The sequence below is a fragment of the Pseudomonas sp. LBUM1671 genome (assembly GCF_059695685.1).
Map to the genome: position 1 here is coordinate 1543746 of NZ_CP166782.1, position 26447 is coordinate 1570192.

General features: G+C 60.2%; 29 protein-coding genes. 18 read left to right on the forward strand and 11 right to left on the reverse strand.

Annotation, left to right across the window (positions count from 1 at the left end; all coding sequences use genetic code 11):
- Positions 1-368: 368 nt before the first annotated feature.
- From ACA060_RS06960 to ACA060_RS06985, 6 genes are all read left to right on the forward strand, one after another.
- The gene (locus ACA060_RS06960) at positions 369-1751 is read left to right on the forward strand and encodes a glutamine synthetase family protein (RefSeq protein WP_497316268.1); all 1383 of its coding nucleotides are present in this window, start codon (positions 369-371) and stop codon (positions 1749-1751) included.
- Positions 1752-1930: 179 nt separating this feature from the next.
- Complete coding sequence (locus tag ACA060_RS06965) at positions 1931-3580, forward strand: phosphoethanolamine transferase (RefSeq protein ID WP_497316270.1); 1650 nt, start codon at positions 1931-1933, stop codon at positions 3578-3580.
- A gap of 73 nt (positions 3581-3653) precedes the next feature.
- Positions 3654-4316, forward strand: a complete 663-nt coding sequence (locus ACA060_RS06970; protein WP_109628444.1) for a class I SAM-dependent methyltransferase — start codon at positions 3654-3656, stop codon at positions 4314-4316.
- 123 nt (positions 4317-4439) lie between these two features.
- A complete protein-coding gene (gene rnd, locus ACA060_RS06975; RefSeq protein WP_109628445.1) occupies positions 4440-5573 on the forward strand; it encodes a ribonuclease D in 1134 nt (377 codons plus the stop codon).
- Positions 5570-5863, forward strand: coding sequence for a YcgL domain-containing protein (locus ACA060_RS06980; RefSeq protein WP_007898694.1), 294 nt, complete (start codon positions 5570-5572; stop codon positions 5861-5863). The genes rnd and ACA060_RS06980 overlap by 4 nt, the downstream gene beginning before the upstream one ends.
- Before the next feature lie 120 nt (positions 5864-5983).
- On the forward strand, positions 5984-6916 hold the full coding sequence (locus ACA060_RS06985) for a D-2-hydroxyacid dehydrogenase (RefSeq protein WP_109628446.1): 933 nt from the start codon (positions 5984-5986) through the stop codon (positions 6914-6916).
- Positions 6917-7041: 125 nt separating this feature from the next.
- On the opposite strand, the gene ACA060_RS06990 is transcribed toward ACA060_RS06985, so the two are convergent.
- A complete protein-coding gene (locus ACA060_RS06990) occupies positions 7042-7635 on the reverse strand; it encodes a nitroreductase family protein (RefSeq protein WP_438658831.1) in 594 nt (197 codons plus the stop codon).
- 277 nt (positions 7636-7912) lie between these two features.
- Between ACA060_RS06990 and ACA060_RS06995 the strand changes: the two genes are divergently transcribed.
- Together ACA060_RS06995 and ACA060_RS07000 are read left to right on the forward strand one after the other, a co-directional pair.
- The gene (locus tag ACA060_RS06995) at positions 7913-8362 is read left to right on the forward strand and encodes a YcgN family cysteine cluster protein (protein ID WP_109628447.1); all 450 of its coding nucleotides are present in this window, start codon (positions 7913-7915) and stop codon (positions 8360-8362) included.
- A gap of 102 nt (positions 8363-8464) precedes the next feature.
- Positions 8465-9694, forward strand: a complete 1230-nt coding sequence (locus ACA060_RS07000; protein WP_497316271.1) for a hypothetical protein — start codon at positions 8465-8467, stop codon at positions 9692-9694.
- Between the two features lie 110 nt (positions 9695-9804).
- On the opposite strand, the gene ACA060_RS07005 is transcribed toward ACA060_RS07000, so the two are convergent.
- The 4 genes from ACA060_RS07005 to ACA060_RS07020 all read right to left on the reverse strand — a co-directional run bounded on the left by ACA060_RS07005 (position 9805) and on the right by ACA060_RS07020 (position 12063).
- On the reverse strand, positions 9805-10182 hold the full coding sequence (locus tag ACA060_RS07005; RefSeq protein WP_109628449.1) for a YgaP family membrane protein: 378 nt from the start codon (positions 10180-10182) through the stop codon (positions 9805-9807).
- A gap of 92 nt (positions 10183-10274) precedes the next feature.
- Entirely contained in the window at positions 10275-10745 is a 471-nt protein-coding gene (locus ACA060_RS07010) for an RNA methyltransferase (RefSeq protein WP_008153126.1), read from the reverse strand.
- Between the two features lie 211 nt (positions 10746-10956).
- Complete coding sequence (locus tag ACA060_RS07015) at positions 10957-11328, reverse strand: YajD family HNH nuclease (protein ID WP_010462132.1); 372 nt, start codon at positions 11326-11328, stop codon at positions 10957-10959.
- Between the two features lie 48 nt (positions 11329-11376).
- Positions 11377-12063, reverse strand: coding sequence for a spermidine synthase (locus ACA060_RS07020; protein ID WP_497316273.1), 687 nt, complete (start codon positions 12061-12063; stop codon positions 11377-11379).
- An 80-nt stretch (positions 12064-12143) separates the two neighbouring features.
- Here ACA060_RS07020 and ACA060_RS07025 point away from each other — a divergent pair, with 80 nt between their 5' ends.
- Positions 12144-12434: a hypothetical protein gene (locus ACA060_RS07025; protein ID WP_497316274.1), complete on the forward strand. Its 291-nt coding sequence runs from the start codon at positions 12144-12146 to the stop codon at positions 12432-12434.
- Here the strand turns inward: ACA060_RS07025 and ACA060_RS07030 are convergent.
- Positions 12431-12904 (reverse strand): cyclic nucleotide-binding domain-containing protein, encoded by a 474-nt coding sequence (locus ACA060_RS07030; protein ID WP_109628451.1) that lies wholly within the window; start codon positions 12902-12904, stop codon positions 12431-12433. The genes ACA060_RS07025 and ACA060_RS07030 overlap by 4 nt on opposite strands.
- Positions 12905-13120: 216 nt before the next feature.
- Entirely contained in the window at positions 13121-15175 is a 2055-nt protein-coding gene (locus ACA060_RS07035; RefSeq protein WP_497316276.1) for a S9 family peptidase, read from the reverse strand.
- 257 nt (positions 15176-15432) lie between these two features.
- Here ACA060_RS07035 and ACA060_RS07040 point away from each other — a divergent pair, with 257 nt between their 5' ends.
- Genes ACA060_RS07040 through ACA060_RS07050 form a run of 3 tightly spaced genes read left to right on the forward strand, consistent with a single transcriptional unit; the run spans position 15433 to position 17289 of the window.
- Positions 15433-15930 carry an MFS transporter gene (locus tag ACA060_RS07040; protein WP_109628453.1) on the forward strand — a complete coding sequence of 166 codons (498 nt, stop codon included), beginning with the start codon at positions 15433-15435 and terminating at the stop codon, positions 15928-15930.
- Between the two features lie 26 nt (positions 15931-15956).
- Positions 15957-16733 carry a class II glutamine amidotransferase gene (locus tag ACA060_RS07045; protein WP_109628454.1) on the forward strand — a complete coding sequence of 259 codons (777 nt, stop codon included), beginning with the start codon at positions 15957-15959 and terminating at the stop codon, positions 16731-16733.
- A 13-nt stretch (positions 16734-16746) separates the two neighbouring features.
- Positions 16747-17289 carry a DUF2937 family protein gene (locus ACA060_RS07050; protein ID WP_109628455.1) on the forward strand — a complete coding sequence of 181 codons (543 nt, stop codon included), beginning with the start codon at positions 16747-16749 and terminating at the stop codon, positions 17287-17289.
- Between the two features lie 65 nt (positions 17290-17354).
- Here ACA060_RS07050 and ACA060_RS07055 read toward each other — a convergent pair whose 3' ends face one another.
- Complete coding sequence (locus tag ACA060_RS07055) at positions 17355-18278, reverse strand: LysR family transcriptional regulator (RefSeq protein WP_497316279.1); 924 nt, start codon at positions 18276-18278, stop codon at positions 17355-17357.
- A gap of 158 nt (positions 18279-18436) precedes the next feature.
- Here ACA060_RS07055 and ACA060_RS07060 point away from each other — a divergent pair, with 158 nt between their 5' ends.
- The 4 genes from ACA060_RS07060 to ACA060_RS07075 all read left to right on the forward strand — a co-directional run bounded on the left by ACA060_RS07060 (position 18437) and on the right by ACA060_RS07075 (position 22175).
- Entirely contained in the window at positions 18437-19723 is a 1287-nt protein-coding gene (locus ACA060_RS07060; protein WP_497316281.1) for an MFS transporter, read from the forward strand.
- 75 nt (positions 19724-19798) lie between these two features.
- Entirely contained in the window at positions 19799-20551 is a 753-nt protein-coding gene (locus ACA060_RS07065; RefSeq protein WP_109628458.1) for a 5-oxoprolinase subunit PxpA, read from the forward strand.
- The gene (pxpB, locus tag ACA060_RS07070; RefSeq protein WP_497316283.1) at positions 20548-21252 is read left to right on the forward strand and encodes a 5-oxoprolinase subunit PxpB; all 705 of its coding nucleotides are present in this window, start codon (positions 20548-20550) and stop codon (positions 21250-21252) included. Before ACA060_RS07065 ends, pxpB begins: the two co-directional genes overlap by 4 nt.
- Positions 21249-22175: a 5-oxoprolinase subunit C family protein gene (locus tag ACA060_RS07075; protein WP_497316285.1), complete on the forward strand. Its 927-nt coding sequence runs from the start codon at positions 21249-21251 to the stop codon at positions 22173-22175. Before pxpB ends, ACA060_RS07075 begins: the two co-directional genes overlap by 4 nt.
- Positions 22176-22291: 116 nt before the next feature.
- Here the strand turns inward: ACA060_RS07075 and ACA060_RS07080 are convergent, their stop codons facing one another.
- Both ACA060_RS07080 and ACA060_RS07085 read right to left on the reverse strand, forming a co-directional pair.
- Entirely contained in the window at positions 22292-23470 is a 1179-nt protein-coding gene (locus ACA060_RS07080; protein ID WP_077749161.1) for a vWA domain-containing protein, read from the reverse strand.
- Between the two features lie 13 nt (positions 23471-23483).
- Positions 23484-24329, reverse strand: coding sequence for an AAA family ATPase (locus ACA060_RS07085; RefSeq protein ID WP_008035065.1), 846 nt, complete (start codon positions 24327-24329; stop codon positions 23484-23486).
- Positions 24330-24531: 202 nt separating this feature from the next.
- On the opposite strand from ACA060_RS07085, the gene ACA060_RS07090 reads away from it, so the two are divergent.
- Both ACA060_RS07090 and ACA060_RS07095 read left to right on the forward strand, forming a co-directional pair.
- Positions 24532-24762 carry a DUF4160 domain-containing protein gene (locus ACA060_RS07090; RefSeq protein WP_178082287.1) on the forward strand — a complete coding sequence of 77 codons (231 nt, stop codon included), beginning with the start codon at positions 24532-24534 and terminating at the stop codon, positions 24760-24762.
- On the forward strand, positions 24750-25253 hold the full coding sequence (locus ACA060_RS07095) for a DUF2442 domain-containing protein (protein ID WP_497316287.1): 504 nt from the start codon (positions 24750-24752) through the stop codon (positions 25251-25253). Before ACA060_RS07090 ends, ACA060_RS07095 begins: the two co-directional genes overlap by 13 nt.
- Here ACA060_RS07095 and ACA060_RS07100 read toward each other — a convergent pair.
- Positions 25250-26356 carry a DUF748 domain-containing protein gene (locus ACA060_RS07100; RefSeq protein ID WP_497316289.1) on the reverse strand — a complete coding sequence of 369 codons (1107 nt, stop codon included), beginning with the start codon at positions 26354-26356 and terminating at the stop codon, positions 25250-25252. The two genes, ACA060_RS07095 and ACA060_RS07100, sit on opposite strands and share 4 nt — an antisense overlap.
- Positions 26357-26447 lie beyond the last annotated feature (91 nt).

Sequence of the window (26447 nt, forward strand, 5' to 3'; positions counted from 1 at the left end):
GATTTACGACTGCTTCGCAGCCGAACGGGGATAAATCCCCTCGCCACAGGCCCGCTCCCACAGGGATGGTGGTGTGCCAGGGATGATTGTTTAGTCTGCCCACACCCAAAGTTCTTCAAATCCCGATTTAACGACCTGACCACCCGTGTGACGCTGCTGCTCATCTGTTTTCTGCGGTTATTTCTATGGACGGTTGCCCCGTCGCACTTCCTTCCGAACTAGCCTTCTGGGCGCTCTGGCACTGCCGGCACGCACGCCCACCGGATTCCTGCCTTTCCCGTTGATTCTTCTGACAGGTCCCGCGCTGTGCGCCGGGATCAAACCGGCAGCGCCTGCGCGTGTGCCTGACGCGGAAAAAGAGAATGCCCATGAGTTGCGCCACGACCTCCTTCGCCACGAAGCAAGAAGCCCTGACCTTTCTTGAACAGAACCCGGATATCGAGATGTTCGAGTTGTTCATCCTCGACAACAACGGCGTGCCTCGCGGCAAGCTGCTGCATCGCGATGAACTGCTGGCGGTGTACGAAAGCGGGCGGCCATTGCCGAGCACCATTCTCGGCCTGACCATCAACGGCGATGACGTGGAAAACTCAGGCCTGGTCTGGGACGTCGGCGACATCGATTGCCGGGCGTACCCGATCAGCGGCAGTCTGACGCGCATGCCGTGGCGGTTGATTCCGATGGCGGCGGTGCAGGTCAGCATGCACCCGAAGGAAGGCATGCCGGCGACGATTGCTGATCCACGGCACCTGCTGGCGAAGGTGATTGAAGGCTTGCAGGCCGACGGCTTTTACCCGGTGATGGCGGCGGAGCTGGAGTTCTATTTGCTCGATCAGCAGCGCGACAGCAATGGCCGGCCGCAACCGGCGCGGGACGTCGATGGCGGGCGACCGCGCTCGACGCAAGTCTACGGCTTGCGTGAGCTTGAGCAGATCGAGCCGTTCCTGGCGGATCTCTACAGTGCCTGCAAGTTGCAAGGCATTCCGGCGCGCACGGCGATCTCCGAATACGCGCCGGGGCAAGTGGAAATCACCCTCGAACACCGCACCGACGCCCTGCAGGCGATGGACGAAGCGGTGCGCTACAAGCGGCTGGTCAAAGGCGTCGCACATAAACACGGCATGGCGGCCTGCTTCATGGCCAAGCCGTTCGATGACCTGGCGGGCACCGGCATGCACATGCACGTCAGCCTGGCGGACAAGGACGGCAATAACCTGTTCGCCAGCGAATCCCCGGACGGCACGCCGCTGCTCAAACATGCGGTCGGCGGCATGCTCAGCACCTTGCTCGATTCGTTGCTGCTGTTCTGTCCGAACGCCAACTCTTACCGTCGATTCCAGACCAACAGCTACGCGCCGCTGGCAGCGACCTGGGGCGTCGACAACCGTACCGTGAGCCTGCGCGTGCCCGGCGGGCCGGCCTTCTCTCGGCACATCGAGCACCGCATCTGCGGTGCCGACGCCAACCCGTATCTGGCGGCCGCGGCGATTCTGGCCGGCATCCATCGCGGCATTCGCGAACAGCTCGACCCGGGCGCGCCCGTGGAAGGCAATGGTTATGCCCAGGCTACGGAATTGTTGCCAACCGACTGGCTGACCACATTGCGCGCGCTGGAAGGTTCGACCTGGGCACGTGAAGCGTTCGGCGGTGAATTCCTCGGCGTGTACCTGGCGGTGAAACGCGCCGAGTATCGGCAGTTCATGGGCGAAGTCGGTGAGCAAGACTGGCGTTGGTATTTGCACCAGGCCTGAACAAAAGCTGAACCATTCTCAAATAAGTTGTAAGTGTCGACCTGATAACAGAGGCCAACTAATCGTTGGCTTCTTTTTCACAAAAAATTGATGGTTGGCTGCCTAAAGTTAGTGCTGTCGCGGTAAATGAAATTTTCACATTTACCGAAGGCACTTCTTTTAAGGAACAGCCAACCATCATGTTGAAGTTCAAACCCGTGCGCCCGGAATGGGTGACACTGATTGCCAGCGCCTTTCTGTTATCGGGCTTTAACTTAGTGCTCTGGCAGCACCTGTTTGATATCACCGCCACGGACGGTAAAGGCATCGTCATGCGCGTCGCGTTCGGCGTGATGATCCTGGCGGCCTTCAATATTGTCTTGACCCTCCTGGCGTTCCGGATAGTGATGAAACCGGTCTTGATACTGATTTTCATGATCAGTGCTGGAGTGGCGTATTTCATGAGTCAATACGGCGCTTTGATGGACACCGGCATGTTACGTAACTTGGCGCAAACCAACGCGACGGAAGTGCGTGACTTACTGTCGATCAAGTTGCTCGCCTATATTCTGTTGCTCGGTGTTTTACCTTCCTGGTTGTTGTGGAATATACCGGTTAGTTATCGCCGTTGGCACCGTGAGTTATTAAGTAAGGCGCTGGTGAGTGTTGCTTCGGTTGCGGTTATCGGAGGCGTCGCGCTGGTGAACTATCAGGGCCTGTCTTCGTTGTTTCGCAATCACCATGAACTGCGCCTGATGCTGGTGCCGAGTAACTACATCGGTGCAGGGTTCGGTTACTTGCGTGAGCAAGTTGTCTCCGCCCGGCAACCCTTCGTCAAAGTAGGCGAAGATGCCCAGCGAGATCCCGTCTGGCAAACCCACGGCCGTAAATCCCTGACGGTGTTGGTTGTGGGTGAAAGTGCCCGGGCCGAGAACTTCGGTATCCTCGGTTACAACCGCGACACCACACCCAAACTGGACAAGGAAACCGGCCTGATCGCTTTCACCGATGTGCATTCCTGCGGCACGGAAACCGCCGTCTCGGTGCCGTGCATGTTCTCAAACATGGGCCGCAAGAATTACAACGCCAGCACGGCGAAGAATGAAGAGGGCCTGCTGGACGTGCTCAAGCGCGCTGGTCTGGACGTGATCTGGCGGGACAATCAATCGGGCTGTAAAGGCACGTGCGACCGGGTCACTCTTGATGATGTCAGCAACTTGAAGGACCCGGTGTTGTGCGCCAACAGTGAATGCCGTGACGAAATTCTCCTGCAAGGTTTGCAGCACTTCATCGACACCCTGAATAAAGACACCGTGCTGGTCCTGCACCAGATGGGCAGCCATGGCCCCGAATACTTCAAGCGCTACCCGAAAGAGTACGAACACTTCACGCCCGTCTGTGAAAGCAACGCACTGAATAATTGCAGCCGCGAAAGTATCGTCAACGGCTACGACAACACGCTGGTGTACACCGACCATGTGCTATCGACCCTGATCGATCTGTTGCGCAGCAATCAGGACAAAGTCGATACCGCCATGTTGTATCTGTCGGATCACGGCGAATCCCTGGGCGAATACAACCTGTTCCTCCACGGCACGCCTTACATGCTCGCGCCGGATCAGCAGAAGCATGTGGCGATGCTGGCGTGGTTCTCCGACAGCTACCAAAAGTCGTTCTCGGTGGACACCCATTGCCTGCAACTGAGCCGCGACAAACCCCTGAGTCAGGACAACCTGTTCCATTCGATGCTTGGCCTGCTGGAGGTCAACAGCAAGGTCTACAACCAGGACCTGGACATGTTTGCCGGTTGTCGCGGTGCGGTCATCGACGGCGTCTTGGCCAAAGAGTGAGTGTTTCGACCTTTTTTTCACCTGCCGGTCGCTAACCTGCGTCCGGTACTTATTCCTACAAGAGTCATTGCACATGTCCGCGCAGCCCCCTTCCGCCATCGAGCTTGAGTTCGCCCGGCGCTACGATCAGGAACACGCCCGCGTCTGCCTTCAGCCGCGACCGCGTGGCCTGGCGGGGCGCTTGACCTTCTGGCGCGACGAGCAGCTGGTGCGCAACGCGCTCAAGGTCGCCGGCGAACCGGGTTTGATGCTTGATGTGGCGTGCGGCGCCGGGCGTTACTGGCCGGTGTTGGCCGAGCATGCGAACCGGGTGATCCTCGCGTCCGATCCTTCCCAGGACATGCTCAATCACGCCCAGACTCACCATGCGCAGGGCCTGCTCGCGCGGATCAAGACGTTTCAGAGTTCGGCCTTCTCCCTTGGTTTGTCGGCGAACGCGGTTGACAGCATTTTTTGCATGCAACTGTTTCAGCACATCGACTGCCCGGAACATCGGTTGGCCCTGCTGGCGGAGTTCCACCGCGTGAGTCGCGATACGGTGATTGTGGCGGTACGGATCGATGCGCATTTCAAGCTGCGTCGACCCGGCACAGCGGGCGCTCACCCGCGACAGCTGGCCGGCAAGGCCGAGGTCGAAGCCGAATTCAGGCAAGCGGGTTTCTGCTTGCTCAGTCACCAGGACTTCCTGCCCGGGTGTGCGCGGATGCGGGTCTACGTGCTGCGTAAGGCGAGTTAACTTCCGCTTGTCAGACATTTCTTGCCGTCTGGCAGGTCTTTTCGCTAAAGCTCTTGTTCAGTGGATGCGCGGAAATCGCCGGGGGCGATATATACTGCGCGCCATTCTTCAAGGGAGAGCCGTGTGGCCATCGATATTCACTGGATTCGCGACAACGATAGCCTCGGTCAGTTTTGCGCCGAGTGGCAGCAGCTGCCATTCGTTGCCCTCGACACCGAATTCATGCGGGTCGACACCTTTTATCCGATTGCAGGCCTGTTGCAGATCGGCGATGGCGTACGCGCTTACCTGATTGACCCCCTGACCATCGACAACTGGCAACCTCTGGCCGCGTTGCTGGAAAACCCGGCCGTCGTCAAAGTCGTCCATGCCTGCAGCGAAGACCTCGAAGTCTTGCTGCGCCTGACCGGCAGCCTGCCGGCGCCGTTGTTCGATACGCAACTGGCCGCCGCTTACCTGAACCTCGGTTTCTCGATGGGTTATTCGCGGTTGGTGCAGGAAGTGCTCAGCATCGACCTGCCCAAGGGCGAGACCCGTTCCGACTGGCTGCAACGTCCGCTGTCCGACACCCAGATCAGCTACGCTGCTGAAGATGCCTTGCACCTGGCGGAAGTTTTCGTACAGCTGCGTCCGAAGCTGTCTGACGACAAGTACGCCTGGGTCCTGGAAGACGGCGCCGAGTTGGTGGCCAACTTGCGCCGTGAGGTCGACCCGTACGAGGTCTATCGCGACGCCAAACTGGCCTGGAAACTCTCCCGCGCCCAACTCGCCGTGTTGCGTGAACTCTGCGCCTGGCGTGAGCGCGAAGCCCGCGCCCGTGATTTGCCGCGCAATCGCATCGTGCGTGAGCACTCGCTGTGGCCGCTGGCGCGCACGCAACCCGACAACCTCGGCGCGCTGGCGAAAATCGAAGACATGCACCCGCGTACCGTGCGTCAGGACGGTGAATTTCTGCTTGATCTGATCAAGCGCTCTGGCAGTGTGTCGCCAGACCAATGGCCGCCCGCCGTGCCGGAGCCATTGCCGGTGGACGCCGCCAACCTGGTCAAACAGCTGCGTGCGATCGGCCAGGCTGAAGCCGAGCGCCTGAACATCGCGCCGGAACTGATGCTGCGCAAGAAAACCCTGGAAGCGTTGCTTAAGAGCGGCTATCCCAACGGTCCTTACCAATTGCCTGATTCGCTGCGTGGCTGGCGCCGCGAGTTGATGGGCCAGGCGCTGCTCGACAGCCTGGCCACCGCCGGAGAACAGCCTTGAAACGTATTTGCTCCATCTACCGAAGCCTGAAGAAAAACGAGATGTACCTCTACGTGCTCAAAAGCGATGCACTGGAGCGTGTCCCGGAAAGTCTGATGGCCGCCTTCGGCAAACCTCATCACGCTTTCGACCTGGTGCTGACCCCCGAGCGCAAACTGTCGCGCGAGGACATCACCGTGGTCCTGGAAAACCTTGAGAAGCAGGGCTACCACCTGCAAATGCCGCCGGCCGAAGACGAATACATCGAACACTTGCCGGAAGAATTGCTGCGACGCAACGACCCGATGTGATCGGCAGACAGGCTCTGTTCAGAGTCTGTGTGAAACACTGGAATGATTTTGGCGATGGCCAGGGCGGCGGAGCGAAACTCCGTCGGCGGCCGTCTGCACTGTTTTTGAAAGGTTTGAACCATGCGCGTTCTGATTGCTGAACACGACCACCCTGTGTACGCCCAACTGTTGCGTCAGGCTGCGCCTGATCTGGAAGTGCTGACCAGCGGTGACTCCGCAGAACTGGCCCGCCAGGCGGCCGACTGTCCGATCTGGCTGGGCCAGCCGGATCTGTTGGCGAACCTGTTGCGCCAAGGCCACCAGCCACAATGGCTGCAATCGACCTGGGCCGGCATCACGCCGCTACTGGCCGACGGTTTGCGCCGCGATTATCGCCTGACCCGTGCGGTCGGGATTTTTGGTCAGGTCATGGCCGAATACGTTTTGACGTACATGCTCGGCCACGAGCGCGAAGTGCTGGCGCGGTTGGTCAGCCAGGTCGAGCGCAAGTGGGACAGTCGTCAGGGCCAAAGCCTGGCGGGGCGCAAGGTGTTGATCGTCGGCACCGGTGACATCGGTCAGACCGTGGCGAAGTTCCTCGTGCCGTTTGGCGTCGAGCTGTACGGCATCGCCAGCGAAGCCCGGGAGCAGGCGCCGTTTGTTGAAGTCGGCGCGCTGGCGGACTTGCCGCGTCTGGTCGGTGAAGTGGATTTCGTCATCAATCTGCTGCCCAACACACCCAACACCCACGACTTGTACGATGCGGCGCTGTTCAAGCAGTTCAAGCCGACCGGGTTGTTCATCAACGTCGGCCGTGGCGTGGCCGTGGTCGACGCGGACCTGGTGGAAGCCTTGAAAGAAGGGCATCTGGCGGGCGCCGTAATCGATGTTTGCCGCCAGGAGCCGCTGCCGCAGCGTCATCCGTTCTGGACCGCCTGGGGCTTGCTGCTGACCGGCCACAGCTCGGCACCGACCTCGCCATCGATGATGGTGAACCTGTTTGTCGAAAACCTGCGGGCGTATCAGGCGGGTGAGGCATTGCGCGGGGAAGTCGATTTCAGCCGCGGTTATTAAATTCGCCCCAATCAAAATGTGGGAGCGGGCTTGCTCGCGAAGGCGGTGTGTCAGTCAACCATTATGCTGACTGACACATCGCCTTCGCGAGCAAGCCCGCTCCCACATTGGTTTTGCGGTGTGGCTTAGAGGGTGAAGTCGCCTTCGGCGGCCAGTTCGCTCAGCGGGCGGCGCGGGCTTGGTTCTTCGCGGGCTTGCAGGTAATCGGCCAGCGTTGCCTTGTCGCCCAGTTTGCCCACGGCCACCGCTGCGTGCAGTGCATAACCTTCAGGAATGTTCAGCTCCTTGCGGGTCAGGTCCTGATCGAAACCGGCCATGCCGTGGGTGTGCCAGCCGCTGATGCTCGCTTGCAGCGCCAGGTGGCCCCAGGCCGAACCGGTGTCGAAGGTGTGCCACAGCGCCGGGGTTTCTTCGGTGGCGCCGGGGACGGCGAAGGTGGTTTTGGAAATCACGATCACCAGCGCCGAGGCGTGTTGTGCCCAGCCACGGTTGAATTCGTTCAGCAGGCCCAGAAATCGTTCCCAGTTCGGCGTGTCGCGACGCGCGTAGAGAAACCGCCAAGGCTGCGAGTTGTAGGCCGATGGCGCCCAGCGCGCGGCTTCGAAGAAGCTCAGCAAGGTTTCTTCGGGAATGGTTTCGCCGGTGAAGGCGCGGGGCGACCAGCGATCGGTGAACTGAGGGTGGATCGCATAATCGGCAACGCGTGGATTTGCACTCATCAAGAGTTTCCTTGCTTCGTCTGAAAGTGAGGGTCGTCTAAAGCCTGCGGGCGCAGTTGAGCTGAGCGCTAAGGCTTTCGAGAGCCTGGCAGTTCACCTGAATGCAACGCGGCTAAGCGTTAATGGCATTTGGGCATGGCTCCTTGCGACTGGCAAAGCTACGTGGCGGCGCAAAAACTGACAAGCCCCGTTATACCGGCAGTCGCCAATGCTTGGCCCGCAAGGGCCTTGGCACTAGACTGGCGGCCTTTTCACCACCTGATGTTGATGCTGAACCATGGCCGCCAAAGTCGAACCCTTCTGGATACGCAAAACCCTCGATCAACTCGATCCGCAGGAGTGGGAATCGCTGTGCGACGGCTGTGGCCTGTGCTGCCTGCAAAAGCTCGAAGATGAAGAGGACAACTCGGTCTATTACACGCGCATCGCCTGCAAGCTGCTGGACCTGAAAACCTGCCAGTGCACCGACTACCCGAACCGCCGCGACTTCGTCCCCGATTGCATCCAGCTCACGCCGGGCAAGGCTGACGAGTTCAAATGGCTGCCGCCGACTTGCGGCTATCGTCTGGTCAGCGAAGGCAAGGACTTGCCCCTGTGGCATCACCTGGTGTGCGGTGATCGCGATGCGGTGCACCACGAACGTATTTCCCAGTCCGGGCGCATGCTCGCCGAAGGCAGCGTGGCCGAAGACGACTGGGAAGATCATCTGATTTTCCGGGCAGGCTGAATGCCCACTGCATGTGTGGCAGCCAACAGGCAGTAACGACAAAAAAAGGGGCCGCCAAGCAGCCCGGCGCGAGCACGTTCGCTCGCCACAACAGGAGTGTGTATGGCTGTGGGATTGCGGCGGGCGTTGGCCATTGGGCTCTTGGCCCTGAATTCGTCCGCGTGGGCGGCGAAGAAGGTCGATCTGGATTACCACGTGCGCCTGTTGCCGCAAAGCGATCAGGCCGAAGTGCGGCTGACGCTGGCCCAAGGCTCGGCGGTGCGCAGTCTGGATTTCGATCTGGGCGACGGCAGCCACTACAGCGACTTCAAGGCCGACGGCCAATGGCAGCTCACACCGGGCAAAGAGGCGCGCGGTGTCTGGCGTCCGGCCACTGACAAGGCCAGCCTGACTTACCGCGTGCGCATCAGCCATGGGCGCAAGAGCGGCAGCTTCGATACGCGCATGACCCCAACCTGGGCGCTGATGCGCGGCGACGACCTGGTGCCGCCGGCCAAACTCGATCAGCAGGACGGCATCGAGCTGGTGTCACGCCTTGAATTCGAATTGCCCACAGGCTGGAAAAGCGTCGAAACCGCTTGGCCGCGCATCGGCAAGAACAAATTCCGCATCGACAACCTTTCCCGACTGTTCGACCGACCGACAGGCTGGATGCTCGCCGGCCACCTCGGCAGCCGTCGCACGCGGCTTGGGGAAACCGAAGTCACCGTCGCCTCACCCCAGGGCCAGGGCATGCGCCGCATGGACGTGCTGACGCTGCTGACCTTTGTCTGGCCGCAGGTCCAGGCGGTGTTCCCGCGTCATCCGACCAAACTGTTGATCGTCGGCGCCAACGACCCGATGTGGCGCGGCAGCCTGGCCGCGCGTGAATCGATCTATCTGAACACGCGTCTGCCGCTCGTCAGCGAAAACGGGACCAGCGCGGTGGTGCGTGAATTGGTGCAGGTGTCCGGGCGGATCAACGACAAACAGCGCAGCGACTGGATCAGCGAAGGGTTTGCCGAGTATTACGCGATCGAACTGATACGCCGAGCCGGTGGCATGAGTGATGAGCGCTATGAAAGCTTGCATGGCAGGTTGGTCAAGGACAGCCAGAAAGTCACCACGTTGCGTGGCGAACAGGTGAACCCGGCGCAGGTTTCAAAAGCGGTGTTGTTACTGCAGGAACTGGATCGCGAGATTCGCTTGAAGACGCGCAACAAGCGGTCGCTGGATGATGTGTTGCGTGGGGCGATGCATTTGGAAAGTGTGGATACCAAGGAGTTTGTTCAGCTCGCCGAAAGTGTGATTGGCGAGTCTTCCAAGGTGCTTGATACCGAGTTGCTTCAGTAACGCCGCCTTCGCGGGCAAGCCTCGCTCCTACAGGACACGTGTGATCACGCCAATTCTGTGGGAGCGGGCTTGCCCGCGAAGAGGCCGTCAGCCTCAGCGAAAATCCCGGATCAGACCCCGGTTTTAGGCGACTTCAACGAATCATTACCCGTCACCGTAGCGGTATTGGTCGCCGCCTCGGCATTCGCCTTCAACTTGCTCAATTCTTCCCCGGCCCGCTCGATCTTCGCCCGAACGGTGTTCATGTCCTGACGGCTTTTCTCCAGCAGGCTTTTGGCCGAGCTGTGCCCGGTAATCCCGCGAGCCAGTGCTACACCGCCGATCGCCACCTGGATCAACCCGAAAATACCGCCGCGGCGCAGGCCCTTGCCCACCATCAGCACGCCACCGGCAAGCGAGCCAACGCGCTCCCAGCCGTGAACGTTTTGCTCGGAATGGGTCTGGAACGGGGTGGATTCGATGCGTTCTACGCGTTTGAGTTCGCTCATGATCTGTCTCCAGGCAGGAAAGGCTGCTTCAACAATAGATAGTTAAGCTGACTGCCGTGGCGGTCCGCTTGTTCCATCGAATGTGCGGTGATTCAGCGGAATTTTGCCCCGGAACGGGTATTGAGCCCCTTGGACATGCGGTCGTAGAGCACGACGTTGACTGTGGCGGCCAGGTTCATGCAGCCAGTGGTCGGGATGTAGACCACGTCTTCGCACCAGTCGCGAATCTCTTTATCCAGCGAACCGTCTTCCGGGCCGAAGATGTACAGCGCGCGGTCCGGGTGGGTGTATTCCGGCAGCGAACGAGCGCCTTCGACCAGCTCCACCGCGACGGGCACGCAGCCTAATGGCAGGATTTTCTTCAAGTCGTCGATGCCAATCAGCGGGATGTCGTAGTGGACGCGCTTGGTGTCGGTGACGAAGTCGGCAGCGCGTTCATAACGCTTGCCGGTGTAGAACACGGACGCCACGCCATAGCAGCCGGCGGCGCGCATCACCGAGCCGACGTTTTCCGGTGATTTGGGGTTATACAAACCAATGCAGCTGTACCGTTTGTCTGCCACGAGCGGGGTGCCTTCGGGAAAAAACGGCGATTATACGGGGATTGGGGGAGGGGTGTCGGGTTTGGAGATTGGTGGTGTGTGAACAATTGCTATCGCTAGCAGGCTAGCTCCCACATTCGATCTTGGGCGTTCACACATACTCATGTGCACAGAAGATCCCCTGTGGGAGCTAGCCTGCTAGCGATGAGGAAAGTTGGGGCACAGAAGACTTTCAGTCGTCTTTTTTCATCAGGCCGGCCAACGCCGCAAACGGGTTATGCGTCGCCTTGGCGATTTTCGGCGTGCTCAGCGAACCTTCGTGAAAATACTGCTGGTCGGTATACCGCGAGTGTTCGTTGTCGTGGCAATACAGGCACAACAATTCCCAGTTCGAGCCGTCCTGCGGGTTGTTGTCGTGGTTGTGGTCGCGGTGGTGCACGGTCAGTTCGCTCAGGCGCTTGCCGGAGAACTCACGGGCGCAGCGGCCGCACACGTGCGGGTACATCTTCAGGGCCTTGTCGCGGTAACCCATTTCCTTGTCGCGCTGGTTGTCGGCGAGGATGCGATCCAGCTTCGAGGTATTGGTCGGCGTTGACGAACTCATGGGTTCACCTTTGTAAATGACTAATGACGGTTATGACGTGAGTTTAGCTCAGCCCTTGAGCTTCTCGGCAATCCAGATGGTGTGGCGCGTGCCTTTGTTGCCGTGGGCGAAGACCTGGACTTCCTCGGCCTTGAAACCGGCTTTCTTCAGTTTGTCGGAAAACAGCTTGTCGGCGCTGGCCGACCAGACCGCCAGTACGCCTTTGGGCCGCAGGGCCTTGGCGCAGGCGCTCAGGCCACCGGCGGAGTAAAGCCAGCTGTTGGCCCGTTGGGTCAGGCCTTCGGGGCCGTTGTCGACGTCGAGCATGATCGCGTCGAAACCTTGTGGTTCGGCTTGCAGGACTTTGGCCACGTCTTCCATGCGGATCACAGTGCGCGGGTCGAGCAGCGGATTTCCGGCTTTCTCTCCCAACGGCCCGCGATTCCACTCCACCACGCCAGGCACCAGCTCGGCGACCACCACTTCAGCGGTCTTGCCCAAATGCTTGAGGGCCGAGGCGAGGGTGAAACCCATGCCGAGACCGCCGATCAGCACCCGCGAGTTCGGCCTGCCCGCCACTTTGCGGCACGGAATCTCGGCGAGGGCATCTTCGGAACCGTGCATGCGCGTGTTCATCAACTGCCCGCCGTCGCCGCCCTGGATCTTGATGACGAAATCCTCGCCATACTCGAAGAGGCACAAGGCGCCGCCGTTTTCAGGGATAGGGGCGGTGTCGAGTAGAACGAAACGTTTCATGGAAATCTCAAATTGGGGGAAGGCAAACAGAGGCAGTTGGGAGTAGCCTGCCAATGACAACAAGGCCAACGGAGCCATTGATGAAGCGCACCATTCTAACGGTCATTGCCTTGGCCGCGCTCTCGATAACTGCAGTGCAGGCCCAGCAGTTGCAACCCGTACCGATCACCCCGGCGCCGATGCCCGGTTCGCCCGGCACCGCGACCCCGACGCCGTATCCGCAAATAACCCCCTCCACCGCACCCCGGACCGGGCCTGGCAGTGGCGGCCCGCCGTTGGTGCCGATCGAGATGCCCAGCCCTCCGACCAAGGATCAACCGGTACCGGGGATTGAACCGAACAACACGAAAACCAAATCACCCGGCGGTTAAACCTGTTGCGAGAGCAGTTGGCCGTCGGCCATGCGCAGGCGTTTGGAGAGTGCGACGGCGAGGGCGCGGATGATTTTGGCGGCGATTTTCGGCGCATCATTGATCATCTTTTCCAGGGAGTCCTTGCCCAGGTTCAGCAACTGACAGTTACTGGCGGCCACGCAACTGGCCGAGCGGCGTTCGCCATCGAGCACCGCCATTTCGCCGAACGAGCGACCGCTGCGCAAGGTGGCCATGTTCACCAATTGCCCGTCGCCGCTGGTCTTCTGCACCGACACCTGGCCTGTGTGGATGATGCACATGAAGCTGCCGGCATCCCCCTCATGGAAGATTTCTTCGCCTTCGGGGATGGTGCTGATGCTGAAGTAGCCGGAGGCGGCGGCGAAGTCTGCCGGCAGCAGTTGATCGAACAGGCCGCAGTCCATCAGCCAGTCGCGGATTTCGTTGTTCAGTAAGGTCGGTTCTGACATGTCGGCACGGTCTTTTTTTTGTGTCTGTTCTATTCCGGGATTTGGATTCACTGCATATCCCTGTGGGAGCGGGCTTGCCCGCGATGACGATGTAACAGCCAACATAAATGTTGAATGTAGGGGCCTCATCGCGGGCAAGCCCGCTCCCACAGGGGGAGGTGTGCAGCCTCGGGCTCCGGTGTCTGGTCTTAAGACCAGCGCACCGGGCCAAGTTCCTCAGGCAATCCCCAAAACCTTGAAAACAAATGCGTATTCGAGTGCTACGTCACGCAATCCCTGATAACGACCGCTCATCCCGCCGTGCCCGGCGCCCAGTTCGGTCTTGAGCAGCAGGGTATTAGTGTCGGTTTTGGTCGCGCGCAATTTGGCCACCCACTTCGCCGCTTCCCAGTACTGCACGCGGCTGTCGTTGTAGCCGGCAATCACCAGGGTCGCCGGATAGGCTTGCGCGGTGACGTTTTCGTACGGGGCGTAGGCCTTGATCCGATCATAAACGTCCGGCTCTTCAGGATTGCCCCACTCGTCGTATTCCGTGACGGTCAGCGGCAGGTCCGGGTCGAGCATGGTGTTAAGCACGTCGACGAACGGCACTTCAGCGATCGCCGCGCCAAACAGCTCCGGCCGCTGATTGAGCACCGCGCCGATCAGCAAACCACCGGCACTGCCGCCACTGATCGCCAATTGCGCTGACGTGGTGAAGCCGTTGTCGATCAAGTGCTCGGCACAGGCAATAAAGTCGCTGAAGGTGTTGTGCTTGTGTTCCTGCTTGCCGGCGCGATACCAGGCTTCGCCCAGTTCGCCGCCACCACGCACATGGGCGATGGCAAACGCCACGCCGCGATCCAGCAAACTCAGACGGGCGTGGGAGAACCATGGGTCGAGGCTTTCGCCATAGGCGCCGTAGCCGTATAGATACAGCGGCGTCGGCTGTCCAAGTGCTTCGCGTTTGACGACATAGCTGATCGGCACTTGTGTGCCATCGGGTGCCGTTGCCCACAGGCGCTGGCTGACGTAGGCATCGGCGTCGAACGGGCCGAGCACCGGGGTTTCTTTGAGGACTTTCTGCTCGCCACTGTCCAGTTCGAGCTGGCGGATCTGTGCTGGACGGTTCAAAGCCTCGTAACGCAGGCGGATCCTGTCGCTGACAAATTCCAGGCTGTTCTGCACATGCAGGCTGTACGCCGCATCCGGCAGTTGCACGCGGTAGCTCGGCAGGTCCTGCGGATGGACTTCAATCACCGGCAAGCCGCCGACCCGCAGGCTCAGGGTCATCGCGCCGACGTTCAGGCTCATGCCCTCGATCATCGTGCTATCGCTGTGGGGGATCAGGTTCTGCCAGTCGGCCTCGGTCGGCGCAACGCCTGTATCGACGGCGGTGTACAGGGCGAAGTTGATGCAGTCGCGGTTGGTGCGAATGAACCAGGCCCATTCACCGTTCAGCGTGCCGTGATCGACGTCGTATTCATGGTCTTCAACCCGTGGCGCCAGACAGGTAAAGGCCTGCTGCGGCTGCGAGGCGTCGAGGGCCCAGACTTCGCTGGTGGTCTTGCTGCCCAGCGACAGCAGCAATTGCTGCTCGGAACTGGAGCGGTAGCAATGCAGGAAGAAGCGACCGTCCGGCTCGTTGAACACTTCTTCGGCCGCCGTGCCGTCGAGTCGATAGCGCAACAGTTTGTGCGGACGGTGGGTGTCGTCCAGTTCGCCGAAAAACAGCGTCAGGCTGTCGTTGGCCCAGGTCATGCTGCCGTCGCAGTCCTGGAACTCCAGTTCGCTGACACGACCGTTGGACAATTCCTTCACGAACAGCGTGTAAATCTCATCGCCCGTGGAGTCGATGCTGTAGGCCAGGCGCTGGTGGTCCGGGCTGATGCTGAACGCGCCCAGGGAGAAGAAGCCGCCATTGGCCAGTTCGTTCGGGTCCAGCAGCAGTTGTTCCTTGCTTTCATCGAGCTGCAGGCTGTCATCGGCCGGACGCGGGCAGCGGTAGTGGCGGGCGTATTCGTCTCCGGCGGTGGTGCGCGTGTAATACAGGAACGGGCCCCAAGGGGAGGGCAGCGACAGGTCGGTTTCGAGAATCCGGCCCTTGATCTCCTCGAACAGGGTTTCGCGCAGCCCGGCCTGATCGGCGGTTTGTGCTTCTTGATAGCGATTTTCAGCCTTGAGGTAGTCGAGCACCGCGTCGGTGTCGCGCTCCTGCAGCCAGGCATACGGGTCAGGGCCGTCGGCCTTGTGGGCAATCGGGGCGCTGGTGACGTTGGCGGATAAGGGCATGAAGGACTCTCGGACGTTGTACGAAAAATAGGGTTTTGCAGGCGCAATGCAAATCTTGATGCCTGTGCAGTCCCTGTGGGAGCGAGCCTGTGTGGCGAGGGAGCTTGCTCCCGCTGGGTTGCGAAGCGACCCCAAAAGCTCTGCGACTGCTTCGCAGCCGAACGGGAGCAAGCTCCCTCGCCACAGTTCGCTCCCACATGGATTACGCCTGACGGGCGAAAAGTCGTTACTATAAGCGCCTCTTTGCCTGCCTTGCCATGGACACCATGACCGAGAACGACTATCTGATCGCTTGGGGCCTCTACGCCTTTGCCGCTTTAGGCTGCCTGTTGGTGTGGATGCGCATCACCCGCTGGATGTGGCGTTGGCTGCGTGAACCGCTGCGGCTGCTGGTTGCCGTGCTGCTGTTCAGCCCGACCATCATCGATCCGGTGAAGGAAAAAGTGGCCCCGGCCATCGCCATCACCGCGCTTGATCTGCTGTTCAAGGTGGGCAATAACGCCTGGCGAGCAGTTTCCGATCTGTTCATGTACGGCATGATCGCCTTCGGCATCTACCTGGTTTTCGTGCTGATCCGTTTCCCGCTCGAACGCGCCTCCAACGCTCGCAAGGAACAGGCAGCCGCCGCCAAGGCCGCGGCCCGGGCCGACGATCCTGACGACGATCATCCGTTCGGCGGTGCCGGCGATGATCGTTACGGTCGGCCGCCAGTGCCGAGCAACCCTCAGCGTTTGCGGGTCGAACCGCGTTTGTAACCCGGCCTTGAAGCGAGAATCCGAGCATGTGTGAGTTATTGGGCATGAGCGCCAATGTGCCGACCGATATCGTGTTCAGCTTCACCGGGCTGATGCAACGCGGTGGTCGCACCGGCCCGCACCGTGACGGTTGGGGCATCGCCTTCTACGAGGGGCGCGGCCTGCGGCTGTTTCAGGACCCGGCCGCGAGCTGCGAGTCCGAAGTGGCAAACCTGGTGCAACGCTATCCGATCAAAAGCGAAGTGGTGATCGGGCACATACGTCAGGCCAACGTCGGCAAGGTCTGCCTGTCCAACACGCACCCTTTTGTGCGTGAACTGTGGGGCCGCAACTGGTGTTTCGCCCACAATGGCCAGCTCGCGGACTTTCAACCGATCAAAAGCTTTTACCGCCCCGTTGGTGACACTGACAGCGAAGCGGCGTTTTGCGATCTGCTCAACCGGGTACGTGCAGCGTTTCCGGAACCGGTAGAAATCGAAGCGCTGCTGCCGGACCTGGTGGCTGCTTGCGCCGAATACCGCAGCAAAGGCGTGTTCAATTGCCTGCTGAGCGACGGCGACTGGCTGTTCTGCTATTGCTCGACCAAGTTGGCCCAGATCACCCGTCGTGCGCCATTCGGCCCGGCGCGGTTGAAGGATGTCGATGTGATCGTCGACTTCCAGGCCGAAACCACGCCCAACGATGTGGTCACGGTGATCGCCACCGAACCCCTGACCGAAAACGAAACCTGGACCCGCTACGAACCGGGCCAATGGAGCCTCTGGCGACGCGGCGAATGCGTCAGCCAGGGCAAGACCGAATAAGGACTCACCCCTCATGTTGCTCAGTTATTTACGGCTGGTGTTGTTTGCGGCGGGCTTGTTGATCGGTGTCCAGGTGCCGGGGTTCATCAGCGATTACGCGAAACGGGTCGAGGCGCATCTGATCGAGGCGCAGACCGGCTTGAGTGGTTTCCAGGGCACGGCCAATCAATTCTTCAAAGGCGATATGCAGGCGCTGGTCGCTCATTACCGTGCCAGCGAAGACCCGATTTTCCGCAGCGACGCAGAGAGCCTGAGCACCTTGCTCACCCGTCAGTTGGCGCTCGATAAACAGTTCCAGGCCATGCAGGGCCCGTGGTACATCCGCGTCCTGCAGGTGGCGCTGGCGGCTGATCCGGATATTCGCAAGGAAACCTGGAATGGCTACAGCTACCAGATCCTGCTGACACCGGAAGCGATGATCTGGGGCATGAGCGGCGCGTTGCTGCTGTCCTTCGGCATCGAATGCCTGTTCCGTCTGATTGACTGGGTGGTGCTGGGCGGCAAACGACTGCGCCAGAGCCGGCCGATTGAAGACCGGGATGTGCGCGGGTTGTAAGGGGTCCAATGCGCTCCCTGTGGCGAGGGAGCAAGTTCCCTCGCCACAGGGTTTGTGTATCAGGTTTAGACGGTTGGCTTGCTGAGGGAGATGTAGTCCTCGCCCACCTTGCGCGCATACCCCTCCAGCACCTGCTGACACAACGCGACAATCTCCTCGACCCACTCCACGCCCACTCGCCACGACACCACGACCTGCAAATTAGGCAGCTGTTGATCGATAGTCAGCAAGGTCAATTCCCCCCGCGCCAGCTCCTCGGCCACCAGGACCGGCGGCAACGCGCCAATCCCGAATCCGTCGCGCAGCAACCGGGTAATCGCCGACACCGAATTCACGCAGTTCAGCCGGGGTGTCATGACCCCGTTCGCCTGCATCAGACCCAGAATGTCCTGATGCGGATGGGAGTTTTTCGAGTAAGTAATGATTCGCTCCCGAGCCAGGTCGGCAATGTCTGAGTACTCGCGGTTGTAGATCGAGCTACTGGCCACGATCCACCCCATCGGATGGCTTGCCAGCTCCAGGCTGCGCACACTTTCCTGGCGCACCAGGTCGGTTTGCAGGATCAGATCGAGAAAGCCTTTTTGCAGCTGATCGCAGAGGTTGAGCGCCGTATCGGCCACCAGCTCGATCTCCACCAGCGGATAGTGATCCATCATCTGTGCCACCAACGGGCTCAGCCAGGTGTGAATCACCGTGTCCATCACACCGATCCGCACGCGTCCGACCTTGCTCGAGCGCGTCTCGATCGACTGCTTGAGGGCCTGCATGGTGTCCATCATCTGCTCGGCGTATTCGAGCACTTTCAAGCCTTCCGGCGTCAGGCTCACTCCGCGCGAGTCGCGCAAAAACAACTTCACCCCGAGCTCGCCTTCGAGCACCGCGATGCGGCTGGAAATCGACGCCTGGGTGGTGAAGAGCTTGTCTGCCGTCAGGCGAAAACTCTTGAGTCGGGCGACCCAGACAAAGGTCTCGAGAAACTTCAGGTTCATGGGATTTGCTCGGGGATAAAGAATTCTTATGTCTAGGGCGGGGTTTTATTAGTTGGACGCAACAGGGCCGGGCGCCCAAAAATCAGGCCATCCGGTTCCCACGATAGGCGTCGTCGGGGCTCAGAACAATACCAATAAAATTTGCACGGAGATTTGCCATGAGTGCGCCCGACACGCTCGACATCCCCAAAGCCACGCCTCGCCCGGGACCTTTCGACTGGTACCGCAACATCAATCAGCAGGAACGCCGCACCTTCTGGAGCTGCAAGATCGGCTATGGCCTGGACGGCATGGACACCCAAATGCTCAGCTTCGTGGTGCCGACCCTGATTGCCATGTGGGGCATCACCACCGGCGAGGCCGGGCTGATCCATACCAGCACGCTCATTGCCTCGGCCATCGGCGGTTGGGTGGCGGGAATTCTGTCGGACCGCATCGGCCGTGTGCGCACCCTGCAACTGACGGTGCTGTGGTTCGCTTTTTTCACCTTCCTCTGCGGCTTCGCGCAAAACTACGAGCAACTGCTGATCAGTCGCACTTTGATGGGCTTCGGTTTTGGCGGTGAGTGGACTGCCGGCGCGGTGCTGATGGGCGAGGTGATTCGCGCCAAGGACCGCGGTAAAGCGGTGGGCATGGTGCAATCGGGCTGGGCGCTGGGTTGGGGGCTGACGGCGATTCTCTATGCGCTGCTGTTCTCGGTATTGCCGCCGGAAGATGCCTGGCGCGCGCTGTTCATCCTCGGCATCGTGCCGGCCATCTTCGTGATTTTCGTCCGTCGACTGGTCAAGGACCCGGAAATCTACCGCGAAGCCAAGGCCAAGCAGGAACCGGGCAATGCCGCGAAGTTCTACGAGATTTTTGCCCCCGGCATCCTCTTCACCACGATCCGCGCTTCGGTGTTGACCACCGGCGCTCTGGGCGGCTACTACGCGATCACCTCCTGGCTGCCGACTTTTCTGAAGAACGAGCGCGGTTTGAGCGTACTCGGCACGGGCGGTTATCTGGCGATGGTGATCGTCGGTTCCTACGTCGGCTACGTGATCAGCGCGTATTTGACTGACATCCTCGGCCGCAAAAAGAACTTCATCCTGTTTGCCGTCGGCTCGTTCACCATCGTGCTGCTTTACACCCAATTGCCCGTCAGTAATGGCGTGATGCTGTGGCTGGGCTTCCCGCTGGGCTTCTTCGCCTCGGGGATTTTCAGTGGCATGGGCGCGTTTCTGACTGAACTGTTTCCGACGCGGATTCGCGGTTCAGGGCAGGGCTTTTGCTACAACATCGGTCGGGCCCTGGCGGCGTTGTTCCCGCTGCTGATCGGTTTGTTGAGTCAGACGGTGCCGTTGAGCGTAGGCATCGGGGCGTTTGCGGCGGTGTCCTACGGCGTGGTGATCCTTGCGGCGTTGAGCCTGCCGGAAACCCGTGGCAAACAACTCGAAGCTGAATAACAAAACGGCAGCAACTGATAATCTGCGGGCATCTGCCCCGCAGTAAAAAAGAATATGCCTACAGGAGTGTTCACCGTGAGCCGCCTGCTATTGAACTGCGACATCGGCGAGAGTTTCGGCAACTGGACCATGGGTCTGGACGCCGAGGTCATGCCCTTCATCGATTGCGCCAACATCGCCTGCGGCTTCCATGCCGGCGACCCGAGCATCATGCGCAAGACCGTCAGCCTGGCCCTGAGCAACGGCGTGCAGATCGGCGCGCACCCGGCCTATCAGGATCTGGTCGGTTTCGGCCGACGCTCCATGGCCTACGCCGCCCAGGAACTTCAGGACATCCTGCATTACCAGATCGGTGCCCTCGACGGCGTTTGCCGGGCCCAGGGCGGGCGCGTCAGTTACGTCAAACCTCATGGCGCGATGTACAACGACATGATGGCCAATCCGGCGCAATTGCGTGCCGTGCTTCAGGCCGTGGCGGCCTATGACCGGACCTTGCCGCTTATGTTGATGGCCACGCGCGACAACAGCGCCGCCCAGCGACTGGGCGATGAGTACGGCGTGACCCTGTGGTTCGAAGCCTTCGCCGATCGCGCCTACGACAGTGCCGGCATGCTGGTTTCGCGGCAGCTGCCGGGGGCGGTGCACCACGATCCCGAAAGAATTATCGAGCAGGCGCTGACCATCGCCCGTGGCGACACCCTCACCGCCAGCGACGGCAGCGCCTTGCACTTGCAGGCCAACACCCTTTGCGTTCATGGCGACAATGCCAGTTCGGTGGCGGCCGTGCGCCGGATTCGCGAAGCCCTTGATCAGCAGAGCGCACCATGAAACCGCGGGTTGAAGTGGTGGCGCTGGATTGCCTGATGGTGCGTCTCTTTGATGAAATCAGCGAAGCCAATATGCCGTGGATGCTCGCGGCCAGCGAAAACCTGCGCACTGCGTTCGCCGGGCATCTGATCGATCTGGTGCCGTCGTACACGACGTTGATGGTGCATTACGATCTGACGGCGTTGAGTCCGGCTCAGGCCCGGGAACTGATCGCCGAAGCGCTGATCGACCTGTCGCCCAACGCGAGCACCGGCGGTCAATGCCATGTGCTGCCGGTCTGGTATGACTTGAGCGTCGGACCGGAGTTGAGCCTGTTGTCGCAACGCAGCGGGTTGTCGGTGGAGGACGTGATCCGCCGTCACAGCGAGCGCGAGTATCAGGTATTCGCCTTGGGTTTCGCGCCGGGGTTTGCCTTCATGGGGCTGGTGGAGGAAGTGCTCGCCGCGCCGCGCCTGAATACGCCGCGCAAAAAAGTGGCTGCCGGCAGTGTCGGCATCGCCGAGCGGCAAACCGCCGCTTACCCGGTGGTTTCCCCCGGCGGCTGGAACCTGATCGGCCGCACGCCGGCCAAGCTGTTCGACCGCGAACGCGACGGCTACAGCCTGATGCAACCGGGCGATACCGTGCGCTTTGAAGCGGTCAGCCATGCCGAATTCATCAACCTGGGCGGCGACGACATGCCACTGGAGGCCCAGGCATGAGCCGTCTACTGATTGAAGCGAGTACGCCGTTGTGCCTGTTGCAGGACGCCGGCCGTTTCGGCGTGCGGCATCTGGGCGTGACCCAGGGTGGCGGGCTGGATTGGCGCTCGATGTCGTGGGCCAACTGGTTGCTGGGCAATCGGCTGGATGCGCCGGTGATTGAAATCACCCTCGGCGGCTTCAGCGTGGTGGCCGAGGAAGATTGCGTGTTGGCGCTGGCCGGGGCGGACCTGGGCGCGCAAGTGAATGGCGAGGCACTGGCGCCGTGGCGCAGTTTTCGGCTGAACAAAGGCCAGCGATTGCAGTTCACTCAGCCGCTGCTCGGGGCACGGGCTTATCTAGCGGCACCCGGCGGGTTCGACGCGCCGAAGGTGTTGGGCAGCAGCGCGACAGTGGTCCGTGAAGAACTCGGCGGTCTGGATGGTATGGGTCGGCCTTTGGCCAAAGACGCTTCGTTGAGCTATGGCGGGAGTGCGCTGATATTGCTGCGGGAGTTGCCGGCAGAACATCGGCCGGACTTCAACGTCGATTCGCCACTGGATGTGGTCCTCGGCGCGCAGATTGGTGAGTTCAGCGGACAAAGTCTGTTCGATGCGTTCAACAGCGTCTGGACCCTCGACAGCCGCGCCGATCGCATGGGCATTCGCTTGCTGGGAACGGCGTTGCAGTACCAGGGCAATCCGATGATTTCCGAAGGTATCCCGCTGGGGGCGATCCAGGTGCCGCCGGACGGACAGCCGATTGTGTTGCTCAATGACCGGCAGACCATTGGTGGTTATCCGCGACTGGGAGCGTTGACGCCGTTGGCGTTGGCGCGGCTGGCGCAATGTTTGCCGGGGGCGAAAGTGCGGTTGCGGCCGGTGGTGCAGGATGTCGCGCATCGGCAACAGGTCGAATATTTGCGGCGGTTTTCAGGTCGCTAAAAGCATCGCGGGCAAGCCCGCTCCCACAGGGGAAATGGTGTTCACAAAATGTGTGAACACCTCCAATCCTGTGGGAGCGGGCTTGCCCGCGATGGCGTCAGTACAGGCAACCGAGATTACTTGGACAGAAACCGCATCCCTTCCTCCAACCCCCGCAACGTCAGCGGATACATCTGGTCGTCAATCAAGTCCCGCACAATATTGGTCGACGACGTATAGCCCCACGTATCTTTCGGATACGGGTTGATCCAGATGACCTTCTTGTACTTCTCCATGAACCGCTGCATCCACACATAACCGGCTTCTTCGTTCCAGTGCTCGACGCTGCCGCCGGCCTGGGTGATTTCATAAGGCGCCATCGCAGCATCGCCAATGAAGATCACTTTGTAGTCGGCACCGTACTTGTGCAGCAGGTCCTGGGTCGAAGTTCGCTCGGAAGTGCGGCGCATGTTGTTCTTCCACACCGATTCATAAATGAAGTTGTGGAAGTAGAAGTACTCCAGGTGCTTGAACTCGGTCTTGCAGGCCGAGAACAACTCCTCGCAAATCTTCACGTGCGCGTCCATCGAGCCGCCGATGTCGAACAGCAGCAGCAACTTGACGGTGTTACGCCGCTCCGGCCGCATCTGGATATTCAGCAGGCCGGCATCGCGTGCGGTGTGGTCGATGGTGCCATCGATGTCGAGCTCTTCCGCTGCACCCTGACGGGCGAATTTGCGCAAGCGGCGCAGGGCGACCTTGATATTTCGAGTGCCCAGTTCCACCGAATCGTCGAGGTTCTTGTACTCGCGCTGATCCCACACCTTGACCGCTTTGCCCTGGCGCTTGCCGGCATCGCCGACCCGAATGCCTTCCGGGTTGAAACCACCCGAACCGAACGGGCTGGTGCCGCCGGTGCCGATCCATTTGTTGCCGCCGGCGTGACGTTCTTTCTGTTCTTCGAGGCGTTTCTTGAACTCTTCGATCAGCTTGTCCAGGCCACCAAGGGACTGGATCGCGGCCCGTTCTTCTTCGGTCAGGGAGCGCTCGAATTCCTTGCGCAGCCAGTCTTCGGGAATCAACGCCTGAAGGTGATCGTCGAGCTTTTCCAGGCCATTGAAGTAGGCCCCGAACGCGCGGTCGAACTTGTCGAAATGCCGTTCGTCCTTCACCAGAATCGCCCGGGACAAGTAATAGAACTCGTCCATGTCGGCGAAGGTCACGCGCTGTTTCAGCGCGTTGATCAGGTCCAGCAGCTCACGCACCGAGACCGGCACCTTGGCTGCGCGCATTTCATTGAACAGGTTGAGCAGCATGGCGATCAGCCTCTTAGCGGGTGCCGCGACGGCTCATGAACGCCAGGCGCTCAAGCAATTGAACGTCCTGTTCGTTCTTCACCAGGGCGCCTGCCAGCGGTGGAATCGCTTTGGTCGGATCGCGTTCGCGCAATACCGCTTCGCCGATGTTGTCGGCCATCAACAGCTTCAGCCAGTCCACCAGTTCCGAGGTCGATGGCTTTTTCTTCAGGCCCGGGACCTTGCGCACATCGAAGAACACGTCCAGCGCTTCGCTGACCAGGTCTTTCTTGATGTCCGGGTAGTGCACGTCGACGATCTTTTGCAGGGTCACGCGATCCGGGAAGGCGATGTAGTGGAAGAAGCAGCGGCGCAGGAACGCATCCGGCAGCTCTTTCTCGTTGTTGGAAGTAATGATGATGATCGGGCGTTTCTTGGCCTTGATGGTCTCGTCGATCTCGTAGACGTAGAACTCCATCTTGTCGAGTTCTTGCAGCAGGTCGTTCGGGAACTCGATGTCAGCCTTGTCGATTTCGTCGATCAGCAGGATCACCCGCTCTTCAGACTCGAACGCTTCCCAGAGCTTGCCCTTTTTCAGGTAGTTGCGAACGTCGTGGACCTTTTCCGTGCCCAGCTGCGAGTCACGCAGGCGGCTGACCGCGTCGTACTCGTACAGGCCCTGATGCGCCTTGGTCGTGGACTTGATGTGCCAGGTGATCAGCTTGGCGCCGAAGGACTCGGCCAGTTGCTCGGCGAGCATGGTTTTGCCGGTACCCGGTTCGCCCTTGACCAGCAGTGGACGCTCCAGGGTAATGGCGGCGTTGACCGCCAGCTTCAGGTCATCGGTGGCGACGTAGGCCTGGGTGCCTTCGAACTTCATCTGCTAATCCTCGAACGGTAACGCCGACCTGAACGAGGCAGGGCGGGGCGCAATAATTGTAGTACCCGACTATAACGCGCAGGCCGGTCGACTGTGAACGCAGACGACTTATTCAGTCTCTGAATGGAGCGTCACATCTTGACTCAGTCTCGGCCGCTGGCCAGTATTGAGCTATCGCCATTCTGGCGATAGCTTGCCCGGCATGTCTACTAAATACCGATTTCGCGATACGTACCGCATTCAGTTGCGCGAGAAGGATCATCCGCCGCCCCATGTTCACCTGACAGGAGGAGGGCTCGATGTGATGCTGAGCCTGGAAACCATCGAAGTGATGGTCGGTAAGGCGCCGCCACTGATTATCAAGGAAGCGCTGGAGTGGGTCAGGGCCCATCAGGCGCAATTGCTGGAGGACTGGAAACGATGTTACCCATGAAACGACCACGGCTGTCGGCTGTGCAGGCGTTGCCGGATTACCGCTTGGCGCTGACCTTTATCGACGGTCAGCAGCTGACCCTTGATTTGAGTCGCGACCTGCACGCCTATCCAGGGTTGCAGCCGTTGCTGGAGGCTGGGGCATTCGAACGTGCACTATCGGGTGATGATGGCTGGAGCGTCGAGTGGCCTGAGCAGGATATCCAGATCGGCGCCGATACTCTGTATCTGGATGCTCTGGCGCAAAACGCGTCGGACGAAAACACCCGGATCTTTATCGACTGGCGCGCTCGCACCGGGCTACCACTCAATCAGGCGGCCGAGGCGCTGGGCGTCAGCGCTCGAAGCATCACCCGCTACAGCAGCGGCCGCGAAGCAGTGCCTCGATCATTGGCGCTGGCTTGTCTGGGCTGGGACTTCCTGCAGCAGCAATCGAACCCGGCACGGGCAGCCGAAGAGACCGGTCGCTACACTGTTACGCGCAAACCTTAACCCGCTTCCGGCTTCGGTCGTTCATACCGGGCGTTAAACGCCTGGACAAAACCATTGCGCAAAATCTGCAAAAACGCCTGGAACGCGCTGATATCTTGTCGATGCACGTTGCCGCTCAATTCAACCCGAGTCGCGAACTGGTTCTTGCCCTGATTCTTGAGCACGGTTTCGGAGCCGCCGACAATGGCCTCCCAGATGGAGCGGAAAAGCCCTTTGTCCTTGTTTTCCACGTCTTGCTGCCAGTTGAAGACGTCGACGTCCTTCAGCAGCGGTTTGATGTAGCCGGTCAGTTTGGCCTTCTTGGCCTGCGCTTCGATCACTACATCGCCGTGACCGGCATTGAAGTCGAACTTGCCGTAGGCCGAGGCAAAGTCGTTCATGCGTTTGAGCTCAATGTCCCTGGCCCTCAGGCGGAATTCGAAGTCCTCAAAGTTGCTTAACGGATCGAAGGTTGCCGTTGTTTCCAGTGGTGCGTGTCCCAGCAACAGCGCCTTGCCTTCAAAACGGGCGTCGCGCTTGCCTTCGGTGTCGACCACGTTGGTCAGGTTGTAGAGGCTGGCGTTGACCTGGGTGGCGTTCATGTTGACGGGGGGCTTGGAATTGAAGTTTCGAAAGCTGATCTTGCCGTCGTAGATGCGTATTTCGTTAAAGGTGAACGGCGCCAGTTTGCTTAATTGTTCGCGCCAGTCGGTGCCTTGACCGGTCTGGGAGTTTTGTTTGTTGGCGCCGCCGTCGACGAAGTTCACCTCGGGGTTGAAGAACTGCACCTCGGCCACTACAGCGCGGTCGGACCAGAGTGAGTGCCAACTGACAGAAAGGTCGATCAGCGGCGCATTGACGAACGGCACCGGGACCTTGCCGTCGACCTTGACGATTTTCAGTCCGTTGATCTTGTAGGCACCGCGCCACAGGGCCAGGTCCACATCGGTCACCTGGCCCCGGTAATCGCCCATGTCGGCCAACTTGTCGTTCAGGTAGTCGCGCACCAGGTAGGGCAGGGCGATGTGCAGGGCAATCAACAGCACAACGAGGCCGGCGAGGGTCCACAGGGGCCAACTGTATCGACGTTTCATGACGGCAAATCTCTGGCGATGTAAAGCCATTGACTGCGGTGGTCAGCGGACGTTCGACCTGACTGGACGACCACCGGCAACAGGCATACCTTTGGGAGCTTATTCAACGCTGTACAAGGAC

What these genes read in the sequence shown, in the direction of transcription:
- ACA060_RS07005 (WP_109628449.1), bottom strand. Translation starts at nt 10,182, where the DNA reads ATGAGCGAACTCAAACGCGTAGAACGCATCGAATCCACCCCGTTCCAG.
- ACA060_RS06960 (WP_497316268.1), top strand. Translation starts at nt 369, where the DNA reads ATGAGTTGCGCCACGACCTCCTTCGCCACGAAGCAAGAAGCCCTGACC.
- ACA060_RS06995 (WP_109628447.1), top strand. Translation starts at nt 7,913, where the DNA reads ATGGCCGCCAAAGTCGAACCCTTCTGGATACGCAAAACCCTCGATCAA.
- ACA060_RS07050 (WP_109628455.1), top strand. Translation starts at nt 16,747, where the DNA reads ATGTTGCTCAGTTATTTACGGCTGGTGTTGTTTGCGGCGGGCTTGTTG.
- pxpB (WP_497316283.1), top strand. Translation starts at nt 20,548, where the DNA reads ATGAAACCGCGGGTTGAAGTGGTGGCGCTGGATTGCCTGATGGTGCGT.
- ACA060_RS07000 (WP_497316271.1), top strand. Translation starts at nt 8,465, where the DNA reads ATGGCTGTGGGATTGCGGCGGGCGTTGGCCATTGGGCTCTTGGCCCTG.
- ACA060_RS06990 (WP_438658831.1), bottom strand. Translation starts at nt 7,635, where the DNA reads ATGAGTGCAAATCCACGCGTTGCCGATTATGCGATCCACCCTCAGTTC.
- ACA060_RS06985 (WP_109628446.1), top strand. Translation starts at nt 5,984, where the DNA reads ATGCGCGTTCTGATTGCTGAACACGACCACCCTGTGTACGCCCAACTG.
- ACA060_RS07030 (WP_109628451.1), bottom strand. Translation starts at nt 12,904, where the DNA reads ATGTCAGAACCGACCTTACTGAACAACGAAATCCGCGACTGGCTGATG.
- ACA060_RS07090 (WP_178082287.1), top strand. Translation starts at nt 24,532, where the DNA reads ATGTCTACTAAATACCGATTTCGCGATACGTACCGCATTCAGTTGCGC.
- ACA060_RS07060 (WP_497316281.1), top strand. Translation starts at nt 18,437, where the DNA reads ATGAGTGCGCCCGACACGCTCGACATCCCCAAAGCCACGCCTCGCCCG.
- ACA060_RS07020 (WP_497316273.1), bottom strand. Translation starts at nt 12,063, where the DNA reads ATGAAACGTTTCGTTCTACTCGACACCGCCCCTATCCCTGAAAACGGC.
- ACA060_RS07040 (WP_109628453.1), top strand. Translation starts at nt 15,433, where the DNA reads ATGGACACCATGACCGAGAACGACTATCTGATCGCTTGGGGCCTCTAC.
- ACA060_RS07035 (WP_497316276.1), bottom strand. Translation starts at nt 15,175, where the DNA reads ATGCCCTTATCCGCCAACGTCACCAGCGCCCCGATTGCCCACAAGGCC.
- ACA060_RS06965 (WP_497316270.1), top strand. Translation starts at nt 1,931, where the DNA reads ATGTTGAAGTTCAAACCCGTGCGCCCGGAATGGGTGACACTGATTGCC.
- ACA060_RS07045 (WP_109628454.1), top strand. Translation starts at nt 15,957, where the DNA reads ATGTGTGAGTTATTGGGCATGAGCGCCAATGTGCCGACCGATATCGTG.
- ACA060_RS06970 (WP_109628444.1), top strand. Translation starts at nt 3,654, where the DNA reads ATGTCCGCGCAGCCCCCTTCCGCCATCGAGCTTGAGTTCGCCCGGCGC.
- ACA060_RS07080 (WP_077749161.1), bottom strand. Translation starts at nt 23,470, where the DNA reads ATGCTGCTCAACCTGTTCAATGAAATGCGCGCAGCCAAGGTGCCGGTC.
- ACA060_RS07055 (WP_497316279.1), bottom strand. Translation starts at nt 18,278, where the DNA reads ATGAACCTGAAGTTTCTCGAGACCTTTGTCTGGGTCGCCCGACTCAAG.
- ACA060_RS07095 (WP_497316287.1), top strand. Translation starts at nt 24,750, where the DNA reads ATGTTACCCATGAAACGACCACGGCTGTCGGCTGTGCAGGCGTTGCCG.
- ACA060_RS07075 (WP_497316285.1), top strand. Translation starts at nt 21,249, where the DNA reads ATGAGCCGTCTACTGATTGAAGCGAGTACGCCGTTGTGCCTGTTGCAG.
- ACA060_RS07015 (WP_010462132.1), bottom strand. Translation starts at nt 11,328, where the DNA reads ATGAGTTCGTCAACGCCGACCAATACCTCGAAGCTGGATCGCATCCTC.
- ACA060_RS07100 (WP_497316289.1), bottom strand. Translation starts at nt 26,356, where the DNA reads ATGGCTTTACATCGCCAGAGATTTGCCGTCATGAAACGTCGATACAGT.
- ACA060_RS07025 (WP_497316274.1), top strand. Translation starts at nt 12,144, where the DNA reads ATGAAGCGCACCATTCTAACGGTCATTGCCTTGGCCGCGCTCTCGATA.
- ACA060_RS07085 (WP_008035065.1), bottom strand. Translation starts at nt 24,329, where the DNA reads ATGAAGTTCGAAGGCACCCAGGCCTACGTCGCCACCGATGACCTGAAG.